Annotated in this window: 24 protein-coding genes and 1 tRNA gene; 11 read left to right on the forward strand and 14 right to left on the reverse strand. The window is 68.4% G+C overall.

The genetic code is table 11. From position 1 onward, the window contains the following. Positions 1-79: 79 nt before the first annotated feature. From ACFPMG_RS33005 to ACFPMG_RS33020, 4 genes are all read right to left on the reverse strand, one after another. Positions 80-155: transfer RNA gene (locus ACFPMG_RS33005), tRNA-Ile, on the reverse strand. Between the two features lie 162 nt (positions 156-317). Continuing rightward, positions 318-2,279 (reverse strand): RNA polymerase sigma factor RpoD, encoded by a 1,962-nt coding sequence (gene rpoD / locus ACFPMG_RS33010; protein ID WP_377000128.1) that lies wholly within the window; start codon positions 2,277-2,279, stop codon positions 318-320. 185 nt (positions 2,280-2,464) lie between these two features. Beyond that, entirely contained in the window at positions 2,465-4,396 is a 1,932-nt protein-coding gene (gene dnaG, locus ACFPMG_RS33015) for a DNA primase (protein WP_377000130.1), read from the reverse strand. 38 nt (positions 4,397-4,434) lie between these two features. Then, positions 4,435-4,896 carry a GatB/YqeY domain-containing protein gene (locus tag ACFPMG_RS33020; protein ID WP_014240919.1) on the reverse strand — a complete coding sequence of 154 codons (462 nt, stop codon included), beginning with the start codon at positions 4,894-4,896 and terminating at the stop codon, positions 4,435-4,437. A 462-nt stretch (positions 4,897-5,358) separates the two neighbouring features. Between ACFPMG_RS33020 and carA the strand changes: the two genes are divergently transcribed. From carA to ACFPMG_RS33035, 3 genes are all read left to right on the forward strand, one after another. Then, on the forward strand, positions 5,359-6,534 hold the full coding sequence (gene carA / locus ACFPMG_RS33025; protein ID WP_377000132.1) for a glutamine-hydrolyzing carbamoyl-phosphate synthase small subunit: 1,176 nt from the start codon (positions 5,359-5,361) through the stop codon (positions 6,532-6,534). A 244-nt stretch (positions 6,535-6,778) separates the two neighbouring features. After that, positions 6,779-9,847 (forward strand): response regulator, encoded by a 3,069-nt coding sequence (locus tag ACFPMG_RS33030; protein WP_377000297.1) that lies wholly within the window; start codon positions 6,779-6,781, stop codon positions 9,845-9,847. A gap of 25 nt (positions 9,848-9,872) precedes the next feature. Beyond that, positions 9,873-10,193 carry an HNH endonuclease gene (locus tag ACFPMG_RS33035; RefSeq protein WP_377000134.1) on the forward strand — a complete coding sequence of 107 codons (321 nt, stop codon included), beginning with the start codon at positions 9,873-9,875 and terminating at the stop codon, positions 10,191-10,193. 16 nt (positions 10,194-10,209) lie between these two features. On the opposite strand, the gene ACFPMG_RS33040 is transcribed toward ACFPMG_RS33035, so the two are convergent. After that, the gene (locus ACFPMG_RS33040; RefSeq protein WP_103040003.1) at positions 10,210-10,803 is read right to left on the reverse strand and encodes a hypothetical protein; all 594 of its coding nucleotides are present in this window, start codon (positions 10,801-10,803) and stop codon (positions 10,210-10,212) included. Positions 10,804-11,012: 209 nt separating this feature from the next. Next, a complete protein-coding gene (serA, locus tag ACFPMG_RS33045; RefSeq protein WP_377000137.1) occupies positions 11,013-12,260 on the reverse strand; it encodes a phosphoglycerate dehydrogenase in 1,248 nt (415 codons plus the stop codon). Between the two features lie 208 nt (positions 12,261-12,468). Between serA and arsC the strand changes: the two genes are divergently transcribed. Both arsC and prmB read left to right on the forward strand, forming a co-directional pair. After that, positions 12,469-12,810 carry an arsenate reductase (glutaredoxin) gene (gene arsC, locus ACFPMG_RS33050; protein ID WP_237903229.1) on the forward strand — a complete coding sequence of 114 codons (342 nt, stop codon included), beginning with the start codon at positions 12,469-12,471 and terminating at the stop codon, positions 12,808-12,810. Beyond that, the gene (gene prmB, locus ACFPMG_RS33055) at positions 12,811-13,752 is read left to right on the forward strand and encodes a 50S ribosomal protein L3 N(5)-glutamine methyltransferase (protein ID WP_377000139.1); all 942 of its coding nucleotides are present in this window, start codon (positions 12,811-12,813) and stop codon (positions 13,750-13,752) included. Between the two features lie 23 nt (positions 13,753-13,775). Here prmB and ACFPMG_RS33060 read toward each other — a convergent pair whose 3' ends face one another. After that, positions 13,776-14,366, reverse strand: coding sequence for a GNAT family N-acetyltransferase (locus tag ACFPMG_RS33060; protein WP_377000142.1), 591 nt, complete (start codon positions 14,364-14,366; stop codon positions 13,776-13,778). Between the two features lie 353 nt (positions 14,367-14,719). Here ACFPMG_RS33060 and ACFPMG_RS33065 point away from each other — a divergent pair, with 353 nt between their 5' ends. Beyond that, positions 14,720-15,058 (forward strand): hypothetical protein, encoded by a 339-nt coding sequence (locus tag ACFPMG_RS33065; RefSeq protein WP_377000144.1) that lies wholly within the window; start codon positions 14,720-14,722, stop codon positions 15,056-15,058. A gap of 22 nt (positions 15,059-15,080) precedes the next feature. On the opposite strand, the gene pssA is transcribed toward ACFPMG_RS33065, so the two are convergent. Then, the gene (gene pssA / locus ACFPMG_RS33070; protein WP_377000146.1) at positions 15,081-15,989 is read right to left on the reverse strand and encodes a CDP-diacylglycerol--serine O-phosphatidyltransferase; all 909 of its coding nucleotides are present in this window, start codon (positions 15,987-15,989) and stop codon (positions 15,081-15,083) included. Beyond that, positions 15,986-16,684 carry a phosphatidylserine decarboxylase gene (locus ACFPMG_RS33075; RefSeq protein WP_377000148.1) on the reverse strand — a complete coding sequence of 233 codons (699 nt, stop codon included), beginning with the start codon at positions 16,682-16,684 and terminating at the stop codon, positions 15,986-15,988. Before ACFPMG_RS33075 ends, pssA begins: the two co-directional genes overlap by 4 nt. Positions 16,685-16,811: 127 nt before the next feature. On the opposite strand from ACFPMG_RS33075, the gene ACFPMG_RS33080 reads away from it, so the two are divergent. After that, positions 16,812-17,276, forward strand: a complete 465-nt coding sequence (locus tag ACFPMG_RS33080) for a hypothetical protein (protein WP_014240935.1) — start codon at positions 16,812-16,814, stop codon at positions 17,274-17,276. An 18-nt stretch (positions 17,277-17,294) separates the two neighbouring features. Here the strand turns inward: ACFPMG_RS33080 and ACFPMG_RS33085 are convergent, their stop codons facing one another. Both ACFPMG_RS33085 and ACFPMG_RS33090 read right to left on the reverse strand, forming a co-directional pair. Then, positions 17,295-18,374, reverse strand: a complete 1,080-nt coding sequence (locus ACFPMG_RS33085; protein ID WP_377000151.1) for a LysM peptidoglycan-binding domain-containing protein — start codon at positions 18,372-18,374, stop codon at positions 17,295-17,297. A 163-nt stretch (positions 18,375-18,537) separates the two neighbouring features. Then, positions 18,538-18,759 (reverse strand): hypothetical protein, encoded by a 222-nt coding sequence (locus tag ACFPMG_RS33090; protein WP_377000153.1) that lies wholly within the window; start codon positions 18,757-18,759, stop codon positions 18,538-18,540. 142 nt (positions 18,760-18,901) lie between these two features. On the opposite strand from ACFPMG_RS33090, the gene ACFPMG_RS33095 reads away from it, so the two are divergent. From ACFPMG_RS33095 to ACFPMG_RS33110, 4 genes are all read left to right on the forward strand, one after another. After that, positions 18,902-19,486, forward strand: a complete 585-nt coding sequence (locus tag ACFPMG_RS33095) for an LOG family protein (protein WP_377000155.1) — start codon at positions 18,902-18,904, stop codon at positions 19,484-19,486. A gap of 240 nt (positions 19,487-19,726) precedes the next feature. After that, positions 19,727-20,950: an NADP-dependent isocitrate dehydrogenase gene (locus tag ACFPMG_RS33100; RefSeq protein ID WP_038526940.1), complete on the forward strand. Its 1,224-nt coding sequence runs from the start codon at positions 19,727-19,729 to the stop codon at positions 20,948-20,950. 173 nt (positions 20,951-21,123) lie between these two features. Beyond that, positions 21,124-21,504, forward strand: a complete 381-nt coding sequence (locus ACFPMG_RS33105; protein ID WP_377000157.1) for an oxidoreductase — start codon at positions 21,124-21,126, stop codon at positions 21,502-21,504. 90 nt (positions 21,505-21,594) lie between these two features. Then, the gene (locus ACFPMG_RS33110; RefSeq protein ID WP_377000159.1) at positions 21,595-22,215 is read left to right on the forward strand and encodes an exopolysaccharide biosynthesis protein; all 621 of its coding nucleotides are present in this window, start codon (positions 21,595-21,597) and stop codon (positions 22,213-22,215) included. A 103-nt stretch (positions 22,216-22,318) separates the two neighbouring features. On the opposite strand, the gene ACFPMG_RS33115 is transcribed toward ACFPMG_RS33110, so the two are convergent. From ACFPMG_RS33115 to ACFPMG_RS33125, 3 genes are all read right to left on the reverse strand, one after another. Beyond that, positions 22,319-22,702, reverse strand: a complete 384-nt coding sequence (locus ACFPMG_RS33115) for a GcrA family cell cycle regulator (protein ID WP_014240942.1) — start codon at positions 22,700-22,702, stop codon at positions 22,319-22,321. Positions 22,703-22,877: 175 nt separating this feature from the next. Further along, positions 22,878-23,669, reverse strand: coding sequence for an anti-sigma factor family protein (locus ACFPMG_RS33120; RefSeq protein ID WP_377000162.1), 792 nt, complete (start codon positions 23,667-23,669; stop codon positions 22,878-22,880). After that, entirely contained in the window at positions 23,669-24,232 is a 564-nt protein-coding gene (locus tag ACFPMG_RS33125) for a sigma-70 family RNA polymerase sigma factor (protein WP_377000164.1), read from the reverse strand. Before ACFPMG_RS33125 ends, ACFPMG_RS33120 begins: the two co-directional genes overlap by 1 nt. Positions 24,233-24,251: the final 19 nt, after the last annotated feature.

The raw sequence follows: 24,251 nt of genomic DNA on the forward strand, positions 1-24,251 counted from the left end.
TCCGAGCAACCTAGGGAGTCCTGTTTTCCCGACAGCTTTTCGGAGCGGCAACCATTGGGCGGCAACCCATTGGAAAGCTTGGTGGGCCCGGCCGGATTCGAACCGACGACAACACCGTTATGAGCGGCGCGTTCTAACCGCTGAACTACAGGCCCCCACCAAGGGATGCCGAATGTGCCCAGAACCGGGGGCTTATGCAACCCCGTTCGATAGAGGCCGCAGCCAAAATGAAGGCGCCCGAAATGAAAAGGGGGACCCGAAGGTCCCCCGCTTTCCATACGACCGCAATCCGTGCGGAGCCTGCGCTCCCGGAAACCTCAGGTGTCCAGGAAGCTGCGCAGCTTGCGCGACCGCGACGGGTGCTTCAGCTTGCGCAACGCCTTCGCCTCGATCTGGCGGATGCGCTCGCGCGTCACGTTGAACTGCTGGCCGACCTCTTCCAGCGTGTGGTCGGTGTTCATGCCGATGCCGAAGCGCATGCGCAGCACACGCTCCTCGCGCGGCGTCAGCGAGGCCAGGACGCGGGTCGTCGTCTCGCGCAGGTTCGCCTGGATGGCGGCGTCGAGCGGCAGGACCGCGTTCTTGTCTTCGATGAAGTCGCCGAGATGCGAATCCTCCTCGTCGCCGATCGGCGTTTCGAGGGAAATCGGCTCCTTGGCGATCTTCAGGACCTTGCGGACCTTCTCCAGCGGCATCATCAGGCGTTCCGCCAGCTCTTCCGGGGTCGGCTCGCGGCCGATCTCGTGCAGCATCTGGCGGCTGGTGCGGACCAGCTTGTTGATCGTCTCGATCATGTGGACCGGGATGCGGATGGTCCGCGCCTGGTCGGCGATCGAGCGGGTGATCGCCTGACGGATCCACCACGTCGCGTAGGTCGAGAACTTGTAGCCGCGCCGGTACTCGAACTTGTCCACCGCCTTCATCAGGCCGATGTTGCCCTCCTGGATCAGGTCCAGGAACTGCAGGCCGCGGTTCGTGTACTTCTTCGCGATGGAGATCACGAGGCGCAGGTTGGCCTCGACCATCTCCTTCTTCGCGCGGCTCGCTTCCTTCTCGCCCTTCTGGACGGTGGAGACGATGCGGCGGAACTCGCTGATCGGCAGCTTGGCCTCATCCGAGATGCTCGACACGCCGTCGCGCGTCTTGCGGATGTCGGCCTCGTACTTGTCGTAGAACTTGCCCCAGGTCTTGGGGTTCAGGCCGCGGATGCGCTCCAGCCAGTTCGGGTCGAGCTCGTGCCCGAAATAGTGGTTCAGGAAGTCCTCGCGCTTCACGCGGCAGTCGGTCGCCATGCGCAGCAGCTTGCCCTCGAAGCCGGTCAGCTTGCGGTTCAGGGCATAGAGCTGCTCGACCAGCTGCTCGATGCGCTGGTTGTTCAGGCGCACCGTGTTCATCAGCTCGACCATCTCGGTCTTGAGCTTGTCGTACTTCTTGTCCGACTGCTTGGCCACGTCCTCGCCGCGCTGGATGGCCGCGATGCGGCCCTCGTGCAGTTTGTGCAGCTTGTCGTAGGTGGTCTTGATCTTCTCGAAGGTCTCGATGACCTGCGGCTTCAGCGCGGCTTCCATGGCCGACAGGGACAGGCTGTTCTCGCCGTCCTCGTCGCCTTCCTCCTCGCTTTCGCCCTCGGGACGCGGCGGACGCTCCTCCTCGGTCTCCTCCGGGGCGGCTTCCACCGGTTCGGCAAGACCTTCGGGCATCTCCTCACCGTCCGGGCCGCCGCCGTAGGTGGCGTCCAGGTCGATGATGTCGCGCAGCAGCATCTTCCCTTCCATGAGGGCGTCGTGCCACTCGAGGATGGCGCGGATGGTCAACGGCGATTCGCAGATCGCCCCGATCATCATCTCGCGCCCGGCCTCGATGCGCTTGGCGATGGCGATCTCGCCCTCGCGGGACAGCAGCTCGACCGAGCCCATCTCGCGCAGATACATGCGCACGGGGTCGTCGGTGCGGCCGATGTCGTCATCGTCCAGATTGCCGGCGGACCGGCCTTCGCCCTCGCCGTCGGCGTTGGCGTTGCCTTCCGAGTCCTGCTCTTCCGATTCGACGATGTTGATGCCCATCTCGGAGAGCATGGCCATCGTGTCTTCGATCTGCTCGGAAGACGACGTATCCTGCGGCAGGGCAGCGTTCAGCTCGTCATAGGTGACGTAGCCACGCTCCTTGCCGCGGGCGATCATCTTCTTGACGGCAAGACCCATGCCGTCCATGAGCGGGCCGTCGCCGGCCTCGTCCCGGGCTTCGGAAACTTCAACGCTGTTCGCAGCTTTCGTGGCCATGCGATCGATGCCCCCGCATTACCCCATTATAAAAACCCATAGCACGCATCGCAGCGGCCCCCCGCTGTCGATCCGCACCTGCTTAAACCGGTTGTGAACCGTTCCGGAGCTTGTCCGGACAGACCCCTCCGGGTCTCATTCCCTCCGGCCCTTCCCTTCCGCACCACGCCCGGCGGCGCTGGCCGCTAGGCATCGTCGAGATCCTCGTCATCCGTCATACCCATTCCGGACCTGATGACCTCCTGTTGAAGGGCCACGACCCGCGCGAAGTTCGCCTCGCTGTTGTCACGGGCCAAAGCCGCCTCCGCTTCTCTCAAATCGGCCATCACCTGCCTGTGATGCAGGTGATGCCATGTCGGCCACCACCCCCGCTTCGCGTCCAAGGAGGACGCGTCCGGGCGTGCAAAGCCGGCATGGACATAGGTCGACTCGCTGAGCAGAGAGCGGACAATGGTATCATAGCCGGCGGAAGACAAGTGGCGACAAAGCGATGCGGCGTCAAGTCCCGAGTCGTTTTCCCGCCGTTCAGCAAGCAATCCGATGACCGCTTGGCGCAATTCCTCCAATTCCCGGTCGGGAAACGGCAGCATGCCCAGCGATTCGCCCAACTCATCAAACAGTTCGGGGTGATTGATGATCACCGCCAGCAGAACGCGCTCCCGGGCGGCGGCGAGATTGCCGGGGTTGCGGCGGCGGTGGCCGGGCGGCGGCGCGGTGCGCAGGCCCGGCAGGCCCGGCGTGTGCCGGCGCGTCTGCTGGCCGAAACGCCCGCCCTGCCCCCCGCCCTGCCATTGCCCTGCAGGAACCCAGGGGCCGCGGTCGTTGCGCTGACGCGGCGGCGGGGCGAAGGCCTCGTCGACGCGGCGGCGCATCTCCGTGCGGTAGAAGACCTGCACGTCGCGGTCGGCGATCTGCCCGACCCGCGAGTCCAGGGCGGCTTTCACCGCCGCCTTCGATTCGGGGGTGCCGGTGGGCTTGCCCTCGGTCTCCATGCGCCACACCGCCTCGGACAGCGGGATGGCCTCGCCCAGCACCTCCTGCATGGCGCGGGGACCGTGCAGGCGGATCAGGCTGTCGGGGTCCTCCCCCTCTGGCAGGAAAGCGACGCGGGCGGAATGGCCGGGGGCGAGGTGCGGCAGGATGCGCTCCACCGCGCGCCACGCCGCCCGCCGTCCCGCGTTGTCGCCGTCGAAGCAGAGAAAGGGCACTTTTTCCGCGTCGGGGATCAGCTTCCACAACTCCTGGACCTGCGTCTCGGTCAGGGCGGTGCCGAGCGGCGCCACCGCCCCCTCGAACCCGGCGCGGACCAGCGCGATGACGTCCATGTAGCCTTCGGCGACGATCACCGGCTTGCCGTCCGCCGCCGCCTGCCGCGCCCGCGACAGGCCATACAGCAAAGTTCCTTTGTGGAACAGCGGCGTGTCGGCGGTGTTGACGTATTTCGGGCCGTCGCCTTCCAGGATGCGCCCGCCGAAGGCGACCACCCGGCCGCGCCGGTCGGTCACCGGGAAGATCACCCGGTTGCGGAAGAAGCTGTAGGGCGTGCGCCCGTCCTCCGGCCGCTTCAGCAGGCCGGCGGTCACCATGTCCTCTTCCGAGAAGCCCTGCTTCAGAAGCTGGCCGCGCAACGCGCCGGAATCGCCGGGGGCGAAGCCCAGGCGGAAGCGCGCCATGCCGTCGGTGTCCAGCCCGCGGCGTTGGAAATACTCCAGCCCGGCGCGGCCCGCCGGGGCGTAAAGCTGCTGCTCGAACCAGCGGGCGGCCTGCTCCACCAGATCGTGCAGCGTCTTGCGCCGCTCGTAGCGCTGCTTGTCCTCCTCGGTGGCGCGCGGGACCGGCAGCCCCGCCTCGCCGGCCAGCGCTTCCACCGCCTCCGGGAAGGCGAGGTTGTCGTGGCGCATGACGAAGCCGATGATGTCGCCGTGCGCCCCGCAGCCGAAGCAATGGAAGAAGCCCTTCTGGTCGTTGACGTAGAAGGAGGGCGACTTCTCGTTGTGGAAGGGGCACGGCGCCTTGTACTCGCGGCCGGCGCGGATCAGGCGCAGGCGCTTGCCCACCACGTCCGACAAAGCGAGACGGGTGCGGAGTTCTTCCAGGAATTGCGGCGGGAAGGCCATGGGCGGGAGCCCCCCGTGCTAGATCGGAAACCGCACGGTCAGCAGGCCGACAGCTGCTGCTTCACGGTGCCGCTGACCTTGGCGAAGTCCATCTGGCCGGCGTAACGGGTCTTCAGCTCCGCCATCACCTTGCCCATGTCCTTGATGCAGGTGGCGCCGATCTCATCCACCACCGTCTTGACGGCGGCGGCCACCTCCTCCTCCGACATCTGCTTGGGCAGGAAGCCCTCGATGATGGTGATCTCCTCGCGCTCCTGCTCGGCCAGCTCCAGGCGTCCGCCCTGCTCGTACAGCTTGATCGACTCGCCGCGCTGCTTGATCATCGTCTGCAGCATGGAGAGGATCTCGGCCTCGTCGATGCCGTCGGTGACGCCGCGCGAGCGCGCCGCGATGTCCCGGTCCTTCAGCGCGGCCAGGATCAGGCGCACGGTCGAGACGGCGCGCTGGTTCTTGGCGAGCATCGCCTGCTTCAAAGCCTCGTTCAGGCGCGTGCGCAGCATTGCGTGTGTCCTTCGTGTTCGTCAGGTGGTTCGTCACGTCGAAACGATAACGGCCGCTCGGCAGCATCCGCACCGTCCCCATCCGTGGGATGGCGCGGGAGACGCGGCGCGAACCGGCAATATTCCTAAATTTGCGCCGGATTGCCACGTCAATTCCGAAGAGCCGCTTCCCACCCCGCGCCAGCGCATTCCACAACCCCTCCAACGGCCAAGCCCCACCGGTGAAGCACGGCGATTATGCAAACGCGCCGCTGGAAATCGGGGTACCAATCGTCATATACGGTTGACCGGCTCACCCGTCCCGACTAATCGATCCAGGCTCAGACACCCGAACCGCAAGGAACCGGGATGGCGGGGCACGGACCGACGACGACGCGTGCGCCCAGCGGGGCGGGACGCGGCGCCGACGCTCCGCAAAGCAGGAATATGTGGCCCGCGGCGGCTCTTGATAAGGTCTGAAGGATGGCTCAATCGACTCTCCCGGCGGGCGATGCCGGCGCTTACACCGGTGTCCTGGTTCTGGCCGACGGCACCGTCTTCAAGGGCCGAGGCATCGGTGCGGTGGGGGATTCGGTGGGCGAGGTGTGCTTCAACACCTCGATGACCGGCTATCAGGAAATCCTGACCGACCCCAGCTACGCCGGGCAGATCATCACCTTCACCTTCCCGCACATCGGCAACACCGGCGCCAACCCGGAAGACATCGAGACGGTGACCCCCGCCGCGCGCGGCCTGATCCTGCGCGCCGACGTCACCGACCCGTCGAACTGGCGCGCCACGCGCCACCTCGACGACTGGCTGAAGAGCTACGGGCTGGTCGGTCTGGCCGGGGTGGACACCCGCCGCCTGACCCGCCGCATCCGCGACCTGGGCGCGCCGAACGGCGTCGTCGCCCACGCGCCGGACGGCAAGTTCGACCTCGACGCTCTGATCGCCAAGGCCAAGGGCTGGCCGGGGCTGGAGGGCATGGACCTCGCCAAGGACGTCTCCTGCCGCCAGACCTACGGCTGGGATGAGGGCGCCTGGACGCTCGGCGCCGGCTACGCCACGCAGGAGAGCCCGCGCTTCCACGTCGTGGCGATCGATTTCGGCGCCAAGCGCAACATCCTGCGCTGCCTCGCCGCGGCCGGCTGCAAGGTGACCGTGGTTCCGGGCACCGCCACCGTCGAGGACGTGATGCGCCACAAGCCGGACGGCGTCTTCCTGTCCAACGGCCCCGGCGACCCCGCGGCCACCGGCGAATACGCCGTGCCGACGATCAAGGGCCTGCTGGACACCGGCCTGCCGATGTTCGGCATCTGCCTGGGCCACCAGATGCTGTCGCTGGCGCTGGGCGCCAAGACGAAGAAGATGCCGCTGGGCCACCGCGGCGCCAACCATCCGGTGAAGGACCTGGCCTCCGGCCGGGTGGAGATCACCAGCCAGAACCACGGCTTCGTGGTGATGGAGGAGACCCTGCCCGCCGACGCCGAGGTGACCCACGTCAGCCTGTTCGACGGCACCAACGAGGGCATCCGGCTGAAGAACAAGCCGGTCTTCTCGGTACAGTACCACCCGGAAGCCTCGCCCGGCCCGCAGGACAGCCACTATCTGTTCGACCGCTTCGTGGCGCTGATGGACGGCAAGCAGCCGGCCTGACGCCCGGCAGACGCACCAGCCGATGATGGAGAGGGAGCCGCTTGCGGCTCCTTTTTCTATACACACACCGAGGCTTCACGTTCCTCGCCTTCGCGGGGCTCATTCGATCGAATGAATGAGCCGTATTTCCACCCCTTTCGATAAAAACCCTGCTCCGTCAAAGGTGTGTCCTTTGCTGCCGGACTCTGCGATGGTTACGGGCGCGTCCCGCGCCATGCATACCGGAGCATGACATCCCTTGCCTGTGCACGCTCAGGATGACAACGCACCCGCCGTGAACGACGGCGTGGCGGGCGACGACCAAACCCAGGCCGGCGGGCTGTCGCTCCGCACCGGGCTGGTGCTCCTGGTCATGGCGGCGTTGCTGCCGATGCTGGGATTCGCCGGCTGGACGGTCTTCCGCATGGCCGAGACGCAGAGCGCCGCGATCGAGCGATCCGGCCAGGATCTGGCCCGGACGCTGGCCGTCGCCATCGACCGCGAACTCATGGCGATGGAGACGGCGCTCCAGGTTCTCACCACCTCCCCCCACTTGGCGAAGGGCGATCTCGCCGCCTTCCACCGGCAGGCGACCGAGGTGCTTCAGCACAAGGGCTCCCGGCGCGAGGGCGTCCACATCGTGCTGAGCAACGCCCAAGGCCAGCAGCTGATCAACACGCGCCGCCCGTTCGGGGAGCCGCTTCCCCGCACCGCGGTGACGGGCCTCGTCCGGCGGACGGCGGACAGCGGTCAGACCCAGATTTCCGAGATCTTCACGGGCGTTGTCGCCCAACGCCCCCTGGTCGCCGTTGCGTTGCCGATCACGCGCAATGGACCCTCGGAGCATGTGCTTGCCATGAGCATCCCGACCGAGATGTTCATCGAGGTGCTGCGCCAGCAGAGCCTTCCGGAGGGATGGATCGCCGCCCTATGGGACCGGCAAGGGGTCGTCATCACCCGGACCTCGGCCTCCGACACCTTCACCGGCACACCGATTTCGGCGGAGGTGTTCCGCCGGACCGCCTCGGCCGGTTCCGGGACCTTCACCGCCGTGGCGCGGGACGGCACGCCGCTGTTCAACGCCTTCGCCCGGTCGGAGCTGTCGGGCTGGACCGTCGCCGTCGGCGTCCCGCAAACGCTGATCGCCGAGCCCATGCGCCGCTCGGTCACGCTGGTGTTGTGCGGCGGCGGCATCCTGTTGCTCGTCAGTCTGGCGATGGCGCTGGTGGTCGGGCGGCGCATCGCCGATCCGGTGGCGGCGCTGGCCGGTTCCGCCCTGGCGCTGGGGCGCGACGGCCCGCATGCCGCGCTGGTGATGTCCGCCCCCGCGCCGATCCGCGAGGTCAATGCGGTGGCCGGCGCGCTGAACCGGGCAGCCCGCCGCCTGCGCGACAGCGAGGCGCAGCAGCGGCTGGTCATGGAGGTCGTCGGGCTGGGGGTCTGGCGCTACGACATGCGCAGCCGCCGCTTCCACGGCTCGGACCAGACCGCCGCCCTCCTGGGAGTCCCGGTGCTCGACGGCGCCTCGGTCGAATCCTGGATCCGCAACGTCGCGGCGGACCACCGCAACGCCATCCGCGCCGCCCTTTTCCGCGACGACCCGTCGAAGGGCGAGTTGGAGGCGGAGTTCCCCGTGGGCTCGCCCGACGGGCAGGTGCGCTGGCTGGCCATGCGCGGCTCCTGTCTGACCGACCCGGACGGCACCACCCGCTCCGTCGGCGTCCTGGAGGACGTGACGGAGCGGCGGCGCGCCCATGAAATGCAGCTGGGCGAGTTGGTGGACCGTCACGCCTCCGACCGCCGCCTGTTCGCCGCGATCATCGAAAGCTCCACCGACCTGATCGTCGCGGTGGACCAGGAGCTTCGCTACATCCTGTTCAACGGCGCCTACCAGCGGGAGGTCGAGGCGCTGTACGGCCACCGCCCGGCCATCGGCCAGAGCCTGCTGGAGATGATGGAGCATCTGCCCACCGCGCAGGTCACCACGGAGTCCCTGTGGAGCCGCGCGCTGGGCGGGGAACGCTTCACCATCGTGGAGGAGCTGGGCGATCCCACTTTGCAGCGCAAGCGCTACGAGCTGGCCTTCGGCACCATCCTAGATTCCAGTGGGCGGCGCATCGGCGCCTATCACGTCGCCCGCGACGTCGAGGAGCGGGAGCGCACCGGCCAAGCCCTGCGCGAGATCGAGGAGACGCTGCACCAGGCCCGCAAGATGGAGGCCATCGGCCAGCTCACCGGCGGCATCGCCCACGACTTCAACAACCTGCTCCAGGCCATCGGCACCTCGCTCTACCTGCTGCGCGCCGCGGGGGAAAGCGGTGGAGCCAGCCACCCCCAGGCCCTCGACATGGCAGAGAAAGCGGTGGAGCGCGGCGCCACCCTGACCCAGCATCTGCTGGCCTTCTCCCGCCGGCAGCGGCTGGAGCCGAAGACGGTCGACGTCGGCGCCCTGGTCACCGGCATGGGCGGGCTGCTGGAACGCACGCTGGGCGGCACCACCCGCATCGTGACGCAGACGGACCCCAGCCTGTGGCCGGCGCGGGTCGACCCGAACCAGCTCGAAATGGCCATCCTCAACCTCGCCATCAACGCGCGGGACGCCATGGCGGCGGGCGGCACCCTGACCATCCGCACCGGCAATTGCCCGGACGACATGGAGGGACGGCCGCTCGACCTCGCCGCCGGGGACTGCGTGTGCATTGCCGTCGCCGACACCGGCAGCGGGATGAGCGAGGAAACGGCGGCCCGCGCCTTCGAACCCTTCTTCACCACGAAGGGCGTCGGGCACGGCACCGGCCTGGGCCTGTCGATGGTGCATGGCCTGGCCGCGCAATCCGGCGGGACGGTGGTCCTGACGACCCGGCTGGGCGCCGGCACGACGGTGACGCTCTATCTGCCGCGGGCCGACGTCGAGGAAGATGCGGACCAGGACGCCGAGCCGCCCTTGGCCGCGCAATCCCCGCCCCGCCCCGCCACCATCCTGCTGGTGGAGGACGAGGCGCTGGTCCGCATGGCGACCGCAACGGTTCTGGAGCATGCCGGTTTCCGCATCATGGAGGCGTCGAGCGGCCCCGACGCGCTGGACGCCTTCGCCCGCGAACCGGAGGTGGACCTCGTGCTGACCGATTACGCGATGCCCGGCATGACGGGGCTGGAGCTGGTGCGGGAGTTGCGCGCCCGGCGCCCCGGCCTGCCGGTCCTGATGGTCACCGGCTATGCGGAGATCCAGCGGGCCTCGGCGCTGGACGGGCTGCCCATCCTGCAGAAGCCCTATCAGGCCGACGAGCTGGTCGCCCGCATCCGCGCCGCCCTGCCCGCGGCACCCTCCGCCTGACGGCCGCCGCCCGACCGGACGCTCGATGCCGCCGCCAGACCCGTTCCATCCGCCGTCGTTCCATCCGCCTTGCCCGCTCTGCGGCCGCCCGATGGTGCCCGGCCCCAGCCTGAACGAGCATCACCTGATCCCGCGCACCTACGGCGGACGGGACACGGTGACCATGCACCGCATCTGCCACGCCAAGATCCACGCGGTGTTGAGCGAGGCGGAACTGCGCGACCATTACAACACCATCGCCGGCCTGCGCGCCCACCCGGACATCGCCGCCTTCCTGCGCTGGGTGTCCCGCAAGCCGCCGGAGTTCATCGACCGTCACGCCTCCCGACGCGGGCGCCGGCGATGACGCGCCGCTCGATGGGTCAGACGCGCCCGAGATAGCGGTTGATCTCGCCGTTGCAGGACTGGCTGATGCGCTCGTACTCGGCGGGGGTGTCGATGCGGGCCTGGCGCGCGTTCCGCTCGCGCCCGAACTCCTCCATCAGCTGGCGCATCGCCGCCTTGATCGGCTGCTCGATCGCCGCCATCACCTGCCGCTCGGAGCGCCCCTGGGCCGGTCGGGCGCGGCCGACCACGTCCTCCAGCCGCCGCTTCAGGACCGGCACATACTCGCGCAGAAGCTGCTCGTCCACCGTGACGTGGCGCATCTCGTGGGCCAACACCTCGCCATGGATGCAACTGCCCTGCGGCAGCTCGCGGGCGACATAGACGGTCCGCTCGTCGTAGCCGAAGGTAACGGTCAGAGTCTGCGCCGCGCCGCAGTAACGGCCCTGCCCCAGCGACGCCGTCATGACGCCGGCCTGCCATTGCTGATTGTATTGAATCGCCGCCAGCCCCAGCGTGTGGGAGTTGGCGGTCCGCCCCGCGACGGGCCGCCGCCCCGGCTTCTGGGCCAGCTGGCGGATCGACTGGCTGTAATCGGTGCGCAGCGGGGCGATCTGCAGATCGAGGACCACGCGGGCCGGCGCGAAGTCCGGACAGGCGGCGATCCCGCCGTGGGCCGTCGCGGTTTGCGCAGCCGCGGGTGCGGAAAAGCCAAGCCCTCCCCCACCCAGGCACAGGAGGGTCAGGAGGCCGGCGCGCACACGCGGTCGAAACGGGCGGAGCATCATTCCGCCTATGTCGGTGCGGCCCCCGCCGAGGGCAAGGGCCGCAACGCCGGACCTCAGCGCTTGCCCGGATAGAGGAAGCGGGCCTTCAGCGTGCCCTCGATGGCGCGCAGATCGCTCGCCACCTCGTTCTCGTCCACGTCGCCGTCGACATCCACCACGACGTAGCCCAACTCCGGGTCGGTCTGGAGATACTGCGCGGCGATGTTCAGGTTGCGGCCCGAGAAGACCTCGTTGATCTTGCGCAGCACGCCCGGACGGTTCTCGTGGACGTGCAGGAAGCGGGTGGAGCCGGCGTGGACGACCGGCAGGCCGACCTGCGGGAAGTTCACGGCCCCCATGGTCGAACCGTTGTCCGAATACTCGATCAGCTTCTGCGACACCTCGGTGCCGATGTTGGCCTGCGCCTCCATCGTCGAGCCGCCGATGTGCGGGGTCAGGATGACGTTGTCGAGCCCGCGCAGCGCGCTCTCGAACACCTCCTTGTCGCCGCCCGGCTCCTTGGGGAAGACGTCGATGGCGGCGCCCAGCAGGTGCTTGTCCTTCAGGGCGGCGGCCAGCGCCTCGATCACCACGACCTTGCCGCGGGCGGCGTTGATCAGGTGGGCGCCCTTCTTCATGGCGCGGATCTGCGCCTCGCCGATCATGTCGCGGGTCTGCGGCGTGTCGGGGACGTGCAGGGTCACCACGTCGGACACCGCCAGCAGTTCCTCCAGCGAGTGGCAGGGCTGCGCGTTGCCGAGCGCCAGCTTGTTCACGACGTCGTAGTAGCGGACCTTCATGCCCATCGATTCGGCCATGATCGACACCTGCGTGCCGATGTGGCCGTAGCCGACGATGCCCAGCGTCTTGCCGCGGATCTCGTAGCTGTCCTTGGCCGACTTCATCCAGCCGCCGCCATGCACGAGGTTCGACTTCGAGAAGATGCCGCGCATCAGCATGATGATCTCGCCGATCACCAGCTCCGCCACCGACCGGGTGTTCGAATAGGGCGCGTTGAAGACCGGGATGCCGAGTCGGCGGGCGGCCTTCAGATCGACCTGATTCGTGCCGATGCAGAAGCAGCCGACGCTGAACAGGCGGGTCGCGGCCTCCAGCACCTTGGCGGTCAGATGGGTGCGCGAGCGGATGCCCAGCATGTGGACGGACCCGATGCGCTCCAGCAGCTCCGACTCGTCCAGCGCGTGCGGCAGACGCTCCACGGTGGCGTAGCCGCCATGCGCCAGCTCGTTGATGGCGTTGTCGTGAACGCCTTCGAGCAGCAGGATGTTGATCTTGTCCTTGGAGAGCGAGAGCTTCGTCACGGCCGGAATCCGTCGAAATGAATGGCCCCGCACGCGGCGGGCCGCCAATAATGCGAGCGCGCAAGGTAATGCCAAGCGCCGGCCTTGTCACGCGAGGGATGTTGCGCCGCCGCCGCCATTCCGCATGGCGGGTTGGCGCCGCACGCGGAGCGGGTGTATTCCTGCCACCGACAAAGCCATGGCTGGGAAGAGCGAGGGAAACACCGGGATGAGCGACGTCACCATCTACCACAACCCGCGCTGCACCAAGTCGCGCCAGACGCTGGAGCTTCTGAGGTCCAGGGGCGTCGAGCCCACCGTCGTGGAGTATCTGAAGACCCCGCCCGGCCCGGCCGAGCTGAAGGCCATCCTGGCCAAGCTGGGCAAGGGTCCCCGCGACATCCTGCGCGCCAAGGAAGCGGCGGAGGCCGGGATCGCCAAGGATCTCGACGGCGACGCCCTGATCGCCGCATTGTCCGCCAACCCCGCCGCCATCGAGCGGCCCATCGTCGTCACGGGCGACAAGGCCCGTGTGGGCCGCCCGCCGGAAAGCGTTCTGGAGATCCTGTAAGTGACCAAGCCCTCCCTGGACCTCACCCCCGCCGACGCGGCGACCGAGTTGCGCACCGTCCGCGACCTGATCCGCTACGGCGTCAGCCGCTTCACCGAGGCCGACCTGGATTACGGCCACGGCACCACCAACGCCCATGACGAGGCGGTGTTCATGGTGCTCGAAGGGCTGAGCCTGCCGATCGACCAACTCGACCCCTACGTGGACGCCCGGCTGACCCTGGCGGAGCGCCGCAAGGTCGCCGACCTGCTGCACGCCCGCGTGGAGACCCGCAAGCCGGCCTCCTACCTGCTGAACAAGGCCTACATCCAGGGCATCCCCTTCTATGTGGACGAGCGGGTGATCGTCCCGCGCTCCTACATCGGGGAGATCCTGTTCTCCGACCTGATCGGCGGCGACGACTTCACGCTGGTGGAGGACCCGACGGAGGTCGAGCGGGTTCTCGACCTCTGCACCGGCTCCGGCTGCCTCGCCATCCTGGCCGCGCAGATCTTCCCGGAGGCCCAGGTGGACGCGGTGGACCTGTCCGCCGACGCGCTGGAGGTGGCCAAGCGCAACGTGACGGACAGCGGGTTCGAGGACCGCATCGCCCTGCACCACGGCGACCTGTTCGCGCCGCTGAAGAACCGCAAGTACGACGTCATCATCACCAACCCGCCCTATGTGGACGCCGAGGCGATGGCCAACCTGCCACCGGAATTCCGCCACGAGCCGCAGATGGCCCTGGCGTCCGGCGAGGACGGGCTCGACATCGTGCGCCGCATCCTCAAGGAGGCGCCCAAGCACCTGACGCCGGAAGGCGGCCTGCTCTGCGAATTCGGCACGGGCCGTGAGATCCTGGAAGCCGAGTACCCTGACCTCGACTTCTTCTGGGTCGAGACCGCCAACAGCTTCGGCGAGGTCTTCTGGCTGACCCGCGACCAGCTGAAGCCGGGCAAGTAACCGGACCGCTGATCAGACCGGGCTCAGACCGGGCGCCGGAGCAGCACGCTTCCCCCCTGGTGCGGCAGCCGCTCGTGCCAGGGGATGTCGGCGCGGCCGATCTCGGCAAAGCCCTCCTTGGCATAGAGTTGGCGGGCGTCGGCGTTGTCGGCCCAGACATGCAGCGTCACCCGGTCGAACCGGCCGCGGCGCGCCCGTTCATAGACCCAGGCGAGAAGCCGGGAGGCGATGCCGCGGCGGCGCCACGCCGGATCGACGGCCAGCGCCGACAGGAAATAGCTGCCCCAGTCGTGCACCCGGTTGAAATCTTCCATGTGGGCCAGCCGGTCGGCGGGCAGCCCGCTGTAGTCCTGGGTCTTGATCCAGTCCACGGGATAGGCGTGGACGATCCCGACGATGCGCCCCGCCGCCTCCGCCACGCCCGAATGGCGGTGGGAAAAGGACCCTGACGTGCCCGCGAGTCCCGGCACCAGCATCTCCGCCGCCGTCTGGCCGGGCACCAGCCCGTCGAGCAGGAACTCGTAGACGCCGCCGCCGGCCATGTCGATGAGCCGCGCCAAGTCCGGCGCGTCGTCCGGCTCGGCCGGGCGGATGTGGATGCCGTTGTCGTTCATGACTTCGCGTGTCCTGTTGAGAGCGTAATTCCCCTCTCCCGCCCCGGGAGAGGGTGCCCGCGCAGCGGGCGGGTGAGGGTCGAACAAGGATCAAGGCGGTGATCCTGGGCAACACCCTCACCCTTCCCACGCCTGCGGCGCGGGCCCCTTCCCTCTCCCGGGGCGGGAGAGGGAATTTGCCGACTCCATTGACCATGGCCGCCCATCGCCCTATCCTGACGCCCATGATGGACCGTCACCTTACCCTGGGTCTGCGAATTAGCAGCCCGGTTCTCGTGTGAGAGCCGGGGTTTTCGCGCGTCTGCAGGTCTGACCCTGCACTCATCGACTCAAGACCAAGGTAAGAGCGACCCATGTCCACCGTCACGTTGTCCACCGTCACGCTGGCGGCGCCCGCCGCCGAATCCCGTCCGACCGATCCGAACCGCCTCGTCCGCTTCGCCGTGCAGGCCGATGCCGATCCCGGCACCCTGCCCCGCGTGCTGGAGCTGTTCGCCAAGCGCGGCCTCGTGCCCCTGTCGCTGAACAGCCGCCTGCTGGGCGAGACGCTGACCATGGAGGTCGAAATGGCCGGCATGGTCGCCGCGGAGTCGAACCATGTCGGCAATTGCCTGCGCCAGATCCCGATGGTCCTGACGGTCGCCGTGACCGAACGGACCCTGCCGCTGGACCTGCCCGCCGCCGCCGAATGACGGCAAGGGCGGGCGTCCGGCGTCAGTCGGACGAGGGCGTCCTGGTCTTTTCAGACACCATTTCAGGCGACGGGGGCGGCGCGTCCGAAGCGGGGACGACAGTCTCCTCCGTCGGCGTTTCCTCCGTCTCCTTCATCAGCTGGGCGGCCTGCTGCAGCTTGCGGAACTGCGCCACCGAGAAGGGCAGGCTCGCCAGATAGGCCAGCCCGAGGAAGGCCAGCGTCCACCAGGGCTGGCTGACCAGCGAGGCGGCGAGCAGGCCGACGCCGACCAGACCCGGCACCACATACTGGGTCGGCACCCGCATGCCCTTGAAGGAGAAGGTGGGCAGCGTGCTGACCATCAGCCCGCCCATCGCCAGCGTCCAGGGCACCACGACGGCCGGATGGCCGGCGATGTCCGGCCCGGCCTCGAAGCCGATGACCATGGGCAGGACGGCCAGACCGGCGCCCGCCGGGGCGGGAACGCCGGTGAAGTAGTTGAAGGCCCAGGGCGGCAGGTCGACGTCCAGGCGGGAGTTGAAGCGGGCCAGCCGCAGCGCCGCGCAGACCGCGTAGGCCATGGCGGCGATCCAGCCCAGGCTGCCGGCGCCGTTCAGCGCCCACAGATACATCATGAAGGCGGGGGCCACGCCGAAGCTGATGACGTCGGACAGGCTGTCCAGCTCCGCGCCGAACTTGCTCTGCCCGTTCAGCAGGCGGGCGATCCGCCCGTCCAGCGCGTCGAGGATCGCCGCGATGACGATGCAGACGACCGCCTGCTCCCACCGCTCGTGCATGGCGAAGCGGATGGCCGTCAGGCCGGAGCACAGCGCCAGCACCGTCAGCACGTTGGGCAGAAGATGGTTGATCGACAACCCCTTCAGCCGCGGATGCGGGCGGCGCGCCCGGCGCTTGCGGAACACTGCCGGCTTGAAGACCGGTCGCTTCATCGGCGGACATCCCCCTGCCGTTGCGGTTCGGTGGCGGTCAGGTCGGCCAGCACGGTCTCGCCTCCGATCGCCGTCTGCCCGACGCAGACCAGCGGGGCCACGCCGTCCGGAAGATAGACGTCGGTGCGGCTGCCGAATCGGATCAGGCCGAACCGCTCGCCCGCCTTGACCTCCTGGCCGGCCTTCACCCAGTAGAGGATGCGGCGGGCGACGAGGCCGGCGATCTGCACATAGGCAATCTCACGCCCGTCGGGAAGACGGTGGCGGAAGGCGGCGCGCTCGTTCTCCTCGCTGGCCTTGTCCAGCGCGGCGTTCACGAAGGTGCCCTTGTGGTACTCCGCCGCGACCACCGTGCCGTCCGCCGGCACGCGGTTGACGTGCACGTTGAAGACGTTGAGGAAGATGCTGACGCGGGTCAGCGGCTTGTCGCCCATGCCCAGCTCCGGCGGCGGAACCGCGGGAACGATCATGGTCACGCGCCCGTCGGCGGGGCTGACCAGCAGGCCGGGGCGCGTCGGCGTCACGCGATCGGGATCGCGGAAGAAATACACGCACCACAGGGTGAGCACGAGACCCAGCCAGCCCAGCGGCTTCGCCACGGCAAGCCCGAGAATCAGGGAGACCACGGCGAAGGCGGCGATGAAGGGCCAGCCGGCGCGGTGGATCGGAACGACTACGGTGTTGAGGGCGGACATCGCCGGTTACTTCAGCCTCGGATCGTTGGAGCGGCGCATTCTAGACAGCATCCCCCGCCCTTTACAGAATTTTAGCAGGGAAGGTGGAGAGTGACGCCACCGACACCACAGGAATGAGCGAGCCCCCGTGTCCGTTCCCGCCGCCCGCCTTCAGGCCATGCCGTCGCTCGCGCAGGTCTCGCAGACCGCCCTGCCCTTCAGCCCCGACACCTTCGTGATGACCCCCGAAGGGGTGCTGGGCATCGCCCAGCCGCCGCGCCCGGCGCGGCTGCACTTCATGGCCGACGGGTTGCCCTTCAGCATCGCCGTCGGCTTCGACGGGGAAAAGTCGCGCTCGCAGGTATGGGCGGAGATCGGCCACATCCCCTACACCGCCCAGTCGCCGGAGCGGCGGCGCCAGCTCCTGGCCATCCTGCGCGGCATCCAGGACCGCCGGGGAACCCGCTTCCTCGTCCAGGAAGGCCAGAAGATCCTGCTGTTCTCCGAAGCGGAGTTCGAGGGGCAGGCGACGCCGGAGGATCTGATCCACCAGACGGTGGTCGCGCTGCAGCAGGCGCGCCCCTTCCTGCGCCTGCTCGCCCCGTATCTGTAAAGTCAGTTCGAAAAAAGCTCAGTTCGAGACCGGCAGCGCGAAGATCTGGCCGGGATAGATCAGGTCCGGGTCGCGGATCTGGCCGCGGTTGGCCTCGTAGATCAGCGTGTACTGCACGCCGTGCCCGTAGGTGGAGCGGGCGATCCGCCACAGGCTGTTGCCGGGCTGGACGACCATCGACCGGCCGTCCGGCAGGCTGGCCGGAACCTCCGACACCTGAACCGGCAGTTCGACACGGGCGGTGACCTTGCCCGAGTCGGTCACCTGATCGGCGCGCAGCGTGTAGACGCCCGGCGGCACGGCGCGTTCCGGGCGCAGCCGCCACTGGCCGTTCGGGTCGGTGTGGGCGCTGCCGACCAGAAGATTGTCGAGATAGAGCTGCACGGCGCTTCCCGGCTGCGCCCGGCCGCCCATGGCGACCTGTCCCGAGGCGTCGTAGTCCATGCTTTCCAGAGACACGCCCCCCGGCGGCGGCGGGGCCGCCACGCCGCGGGTCGCGGGGGCGGCTGGCCCCTTCGGAGCCTGCAGGATCGTGCTGCCGCCCCGCCCGTCGCCCAGCCCATCGCGCGGCATGGCGACGGCCAGGGGACCTGTGGGAGCTTCCGAGGACGCCCCGCCGGTGGCCGGCGGCGGATCGGGCACCACGACCACCACGACGCGCTCCGACGGCGTCGGCTCGGCGGCGGGGGTCGCCTTCTCCGAAAGGCTCAGTTCGCGGGCGCCGGGGGCCAGGGGCTGTTCGGGAAGAAGGACCCATTCGCCGCGCGCGTCGGCGTTGACGGAGCCGAGCGCGCGCTCCCCGTCATGGACGGTCACCGACGAGCCCGGCGTGGCGCGGCCGGCCATCACGGTGGCGCCGTCGGGCGCGACGCGCACGATGTCGAATCGCGGACCGGCGGGCTCCTCCGCGGCCTTCGCCGGGGCGGGCGCGGTGGCCGGCGGCTTGGCCGGGGACACGCTGCCCAGCGCGACGGTTGTTCCGGACCCGGCCGTTCCGGCGCGGAAGCCCGGCGCAGGCGCCGGATCGAAGGCCAGATACGCGACAACGGCGGCAGCGGCGACTGTCGCCGCACCGCCGAACAGGAGAGCTTGCTTCACCGGAGCACCGCCGCATCATTGCCGGCGGACACGCCGGCCTGCGGCAGAATAGCAGATTGCGGCGGCGGAACTGAACACCGCCGATGGAGCAGACGCATAGCCGCATCGGGACCGGCACACCGCCTTCGCGCCGCCGGACGGGACGGTACCCGCGCTCCCGAACTCATTTTTCCAGCTTGGCGACCGTCTCGGAATGGCGGCTGGAGGAAAGGTCAGCTGCGGAGACGCTGGTTTCCGTGGCCTGAACCGTCGAGGCGCCGCCCGCGTTCGCCTTGCCCCCGCCGGTCAGAAAGCCGATCCCGCCGCCGAAGCCCCCGCCAAAGCCGAGGAACAGGAACGTGGCCACCGAAATGGCGGCCAGGGCGTTGACGACGCGCGAATCCATAATGTTCCCTCCCGATGGGCTGAAGTCCGATGTCCGGGTAGACGCCGCCCCGGCTTTGCTATTCCCTTGCAATAGGTGACCCCGCCGGGCGCACCGGAACAGTCACCGGAACGTGTACCCAACCGGCGAGAAAGGGTGAGCGATGAGAGCCCCGAATTCCGTCTGCGTCTATTGCGGCTCATCCAGCCGCGTCGCCGCTGTCCACAAGGAGGCCGCCCATATGTTGGGTGAAGGGCTCGCCCGGCGGGGCATCCAGCTCGTCTACGGCGGCGGGCGCGTCGGGCTGATGGGCATCGCGGCCGACGCGGCGCTCGCCGCCGGGGGCCAGGTCATCGGCATCATCCCAGAGCACATCCAGTCCGTCGAGATCGAGCACACCGGCCTGACCGAACTGCACGTCGTCGACAGCATGCACACCCGCAAGCGCATGATGGTCGACCGGGCCGACGCCTTCGTGGTGCTGCCGGGCGGCCTCGGCACGCTCGACGAAGCGTTCGAGATCCTGACCTGGAAGCAGTTGGGCCTGCACGACAAGCCGGTGGTGATCGTGGATGTGGACGGCTACTGGCGCCCCTTGCTCGGCCTGATCGACCATACGGTGGCGCAGGGTTTCACCCAGCCGGCGCACCGCGCGTTGTACACCGTCGTCGATGACGTGGACGACGTGTTTGCCGCGCTGGCCTATGAACCGGAGCCCGCGTTGAAGATTCCCACACAAAAGCTCTGAAAAGGCCAAGTGGTAGGACCAGATCGCGCAAATTGCGCCGTTTTCAGCGCGATATCGTCTGTTTTGATGCCCCGCGGTCCTTTCTTTCGGCGGTGCCCCGGTGCTATATAACCGCCATCCGTTTCCGTCCGGGGAACCGGGGCCCGTCTTCGGATGGACGCCCCGGCCCGTGCCCTCGCACAGCGCGCCCGGCGTCCAAGCATAAGACAACCCCTACCCGTTCGGGGAGAACTCGCACCCATGACGAAGATCAAGGTAGCCAATCCGGTCGTCGAACTCGACGGCGACGAGATGACGCGCATCATCTGGCAGTTCATCAAGGACAAGCTGATCCTGCCGTACCTCGACGTCGACCTGAAATACTACGATCTCAGCGTCGAGAACCGCGACAAGACGGACGACCGCGTGACGGTCGAGTCCGCCAACGCGATCAAGCAGTACGGCGTCGGCGTCAAGTGCGCGACCATCACCCCGGACGAGGCGCGGGTGACGGAGTTCAATCTCAAGAAGATGTGGAAGTCGCCGAACGGCACGATCCGCAACATCCTGGGCGGCACCGTCTTCCGCGAGCCGATCGTCTGCTCCAACGTTCCGCGTTATGTTCCGGGCTGGACCAAGCCGATCATCATCGGCCGTCACGCCTTCGGCGACCAGTACAAGGCCACCGACTTCGTCGTTCCCGGCAAGGGCAAGCTGACCATCAAGTGGGTGCCGGAAGGCGGCGGCGAGCCGATCGAGCACGAGGTGTACGATTTCCCCGCCTCCGGCGTCGCCATGGGCATGTACAACCTGGACGAGTCGATCGAGGGTTTCGCCCACTCCAGCTTCATGTACGGCCTGGAGCGCGGCTACCCGGTCTATCTGTCCACCAAGAACACGATCCTCAAGGCCTATGACGGGCGCTTCAAGGACATCTTCCAGAAGGTGTTCGACGAGCATTACGCCGCCCAGTTCAAGGCCAAGGGCCTCGTCTACGAGCACCGCCTGATCGACGACATGGTCGCCTCGGCCCTGAAGTGGGAAGGCGGCTTCGTGTGGGCCTGCAAGAACTACGACGGCGACGTGCAGTCGGACATCGTGGCGCAGGGCTTCGGCTCGCTGGGCCTGATGACCTCGGTGCTGATCACGCCGGACGGCAAGACCGTCGAGGCGGAGGCCGCCCACGGCACGGTGACCCGCCACTACCGCGAGCACCAGAAGGGCAAGGAGACCTCCACCAACCCGATCGCCTCGATCTACGCCTGGACGCAGGGCTTGGCCTACCGCGGCAAGTTCGACAACACGCCGGACGTGGTGAAGTTCGCCGAGACGCTGGAACGCGTCTGCGTCGAAACCGTCGAGTCGGGCTTCATGACCAAGGATCTCGCGATCCTCATCGGTCCGGATCAGCCCTGGCTGACCACCAAGCAGTTCCTCGACAAGCTGGACGAGAACCTGCAGAAGAAGATGGCCGCCTGGGCGTAACGCGACCTGGGCGTAACGCGACGGCCGCGTCAGGTGCGACGACGCGTCCCGGTCAAACGGGACGCCGGGTCGATGTAAGGTTGCGGCGGGGAGTTTCGGCTCCCCGCTTTTTTCTTGCCTGCGCGGCGCGATGCCGGCGCGGACCTGACGAACCGGAATTCGAGACTTTTCCCATGGCCAAGGACATCTTCCGCATCGCCGTGATCGGCGCCGGCGAAACCGGAACGCCCCTGCTGACGCAGCTTCTGGACGCTCCCTTCGTCGAGATTCTCGGCGTCGCCGACCTGGATGCCGAGGCGCCCGGCATGCGGCTCGCCCGCGCGCGCGGCGTCGCCACCACGACCGATTTCATGGACCTCGCCCGGCTCGGCGAGGCGGTGGACGTGCTGATCGACGTGACCGGCGTACCGAAGGTGCGCGAGGCGCTGCGCCAGCACATGCAGGACAGCGGCAACAGTCACACGCTGATCGTCCACGAGATGGTGGTGCAGCTCATGCTGTCGCTGCTGAGCGGCCGTCTGGTGCAGTTGAAGCACGAGGTCGAGGAGTACTGACCTCCAACCTTGTCCCGGCCCCCTTTCCTGCGGGCCGCCGCGCCACCACATCCACCCGGCGACGATGGAGCAGGGGGTTTGGGACAGGTCATGGACACGAAGGACCCAGCGCGGGACCCGGCACGGGCGTCCGCGCTGCTCAAAAAGCTGCACGGGCGCATGACCGGCGACAAGCCGACGCTGGGGGAGGTGCTGGGCCAACTCGGCGACCGTGCGCCGGGCTTTCTGCTGTTGGCGCTGGCGATCCCGGCCGTGGTGCCGACGCCGGGGCTGCCGGCAGGGATGATCTTCGGCACGGTGCTGGCGCTGGTGGCCATCCAGATGATCGTCGGCCGCGACCGTCTGCAGGTGCCGGGCTGGATCGGGCGCCGCCGTGTGGCGCGCGGCACGCTTGAAAAGATCGTGGAAAAGGGAACACCGCTGGTCGAGCGGCTGGAGGCCCGGCTGCGCACGCGTTGGCCATCGCTGACCCATCAGGGGGTTCTGCGGCCGCTGGGCCTTTTCGTGCTGGTGATGGGCGTTCTGATCGCCCTCCCAATCCCGTTCGGCAACACCCTGCCCGGTCTGGCGGTGCTGGTGATCGCGCTGGGGCTGATCGTGAAGGACGGTCTGGCGGTCGCCGCCGGTCTGGGTCTGGGCGTGGCGGCGGCGGGTGTCTCGGCGATGCTGATCGCCGGAAGCTGGTGGGCGATCACCGCGGCGCCGATCTGACCGGCGCTGCTCTTACAGCCGGCGATCCGGTCGCCGTGTCGGGCGGGCGCCCGCGTGAAGAGCGCCCGAAATCCGGAAATCCGGCGGAGAAATCCGGCGGAGTCTAGGCAGCGCCGACGTTGCGCTCACCGGTGTTGCGGTCCTCGTCGCGCTTCTTGCCGGAAGACGCCGGCTGGTAGGCCACCGCCGCGTGCTCGGCGCAGTACGGCAGGCCGGGCAGCGAGGGCTTGCCGCAGAAATGGAAATCCTGGTGCTTCGGGTCGCCGACCGGCCATTTGCACATGCGCTCGGTCAAAGCGAGGATCGTCGCGCCGCGGGTCGGCTTCTTCTTGATCGGCGACGGGCGTCCCGACAAGCCGAGGCGGTGCGCCTTTCCGATCACCGCGTTGCGGGTGATGTCGCCCAGGATGTCCGCGATTTCACTCGCGCTCAGCCCCTGGGCCCAGAGGTCCTTAAGCTGCTGAACCCGTTCGTCCGTCCAACTCATCCCCTGTCTCCCGTGGTCCGGTAACCGGTGACTTGGTTAACCAATATACCTTCCGACCAGACGGCCGTTTTCCATAAGGCGCAATATTTTGTGCCCAACGCCGGCCAAGCTACCAGATGGCCGGATAGAGGGATAGGGGGCTCGAACAACATTCCTGTGCATAAGTCTGTGGGTGTTATGAGTTCAACGCGCCGTACACCTCCTCGGCTATGGCCGAAAGGGTCACTCGGTCGAGGTCACCCGTTACCGCCCATGCCAAACCGTTGTCCCGCCAGTAGAAAGCCTGGACGTTGCCGTCCTGGGCAAACCGGAAGGACGTGTCCGGCGCGTCGGAGGCCGGCCGGATGTACAGGGTGATGCGGCGACCGGCCGCATCCTGGTACATGAGCTGGGCCGCTGGCCCCCGCGCGTCGGACAGCAGCCGCCCGCCCACCAGATCGTAGCCCTTGTCGGCCAGCCGCGGCGCCTGCAGGGGCTTGCCCAGGCGCTTGGACAGCCAGCCCACCAGATGCGCCTGCTGGTCGGCGCCGACCTCCACGGGATGGCGAACCTCCACCGCGAAGACCCGGTGCGCGGCCACCGCGTCGGCGACGAAGGCCGCGCCACCGCCGCCCGCCCCGCCCGACCAGCCGCGCAGCCACCAGCCCCCCGCCCCGCCGGCGACGAAGACCAGCAGGACCGCCGCCGCGGCCTGCGCCGGAAGCCATCGGCGCGTGCGCACCGCCGGCCGGCCCGGCGCGCGGGCGTAGGGCGGCACCAGGGCCGCCGGCAAGGGGCGGTCGATCAGCGGGCCGAAGGTTCCCTGGAGCATGGCCCGCTGGGCGCGGTAGCGTTCGAAACGGCGGGCAAGATCGGGGTTGCCCGCCAGATGGCGCTCGACCTCGCCGCGCCGCGCCTCCGGCAATTCGCCGTCCATCCAGGCGTGCAGCTCGGCCTCGGTCACCGGAGCGTCCGGTTCGGTGTCCATCACTTGATCCTCCTCACCGCCTGCTCCGTCCCGCCGTCCAGCAGGACGCGCAGCCGTTCCCGGGCGCGGGCCAGCCGCGACATGACGGTTCCCACCGGAACCCCCAGCACCTCCGCCGCCTCGCGGTAGGACAGCCCTTCCAGCCCGGTCAGCAGAAGCACGGCCCGGTGCTCTTCCGACAGCTGGTTGAAGGCGCGCACGAAATCCCGCACCTCCGTCCGGTCGGCGGGGGCGGCGCTGAGCGCCAGATCGTTGGCGAGCTCCTCCACCGGCACCTCCGGCCCGCGGCGGCGGCGCCAGCGCAGTCCGGAGACGTGCAGGTTGTGCAGGATCGACAGCAGCCAGCCGCCGAGCCGGGTGACGTCCCGCAGCGTGTGCCGGTTGGCCAGCGCCTTTTCGATGCAGTCCTGCACGAGGTCGTCGGCGTCGGACAGGTTGCCGGCCAGCGCTGCGGCGTAGCGGCGCAGCCGCGGCACCTGTGCGGCAATGGCCCGCTCGTCCACTGCGCCGCTGGCTGGTGCGCCGTTCCCTGAAGGAAGGGGAGGCGGCTTTGGCAGAGGCATGCGGCGGCGCTCCCATTGG

The organism is Azospirillum himalayense (assembly GCF_042657465.1).
In the GTDB taxonomy this organism is placed as follows: domain Bacteria; phylum Pseudomonadota; class Alphaproteobacteria; order Azospirillales; family Azospirillaceae; genus Azospirillum; species Azospirillum himalayense.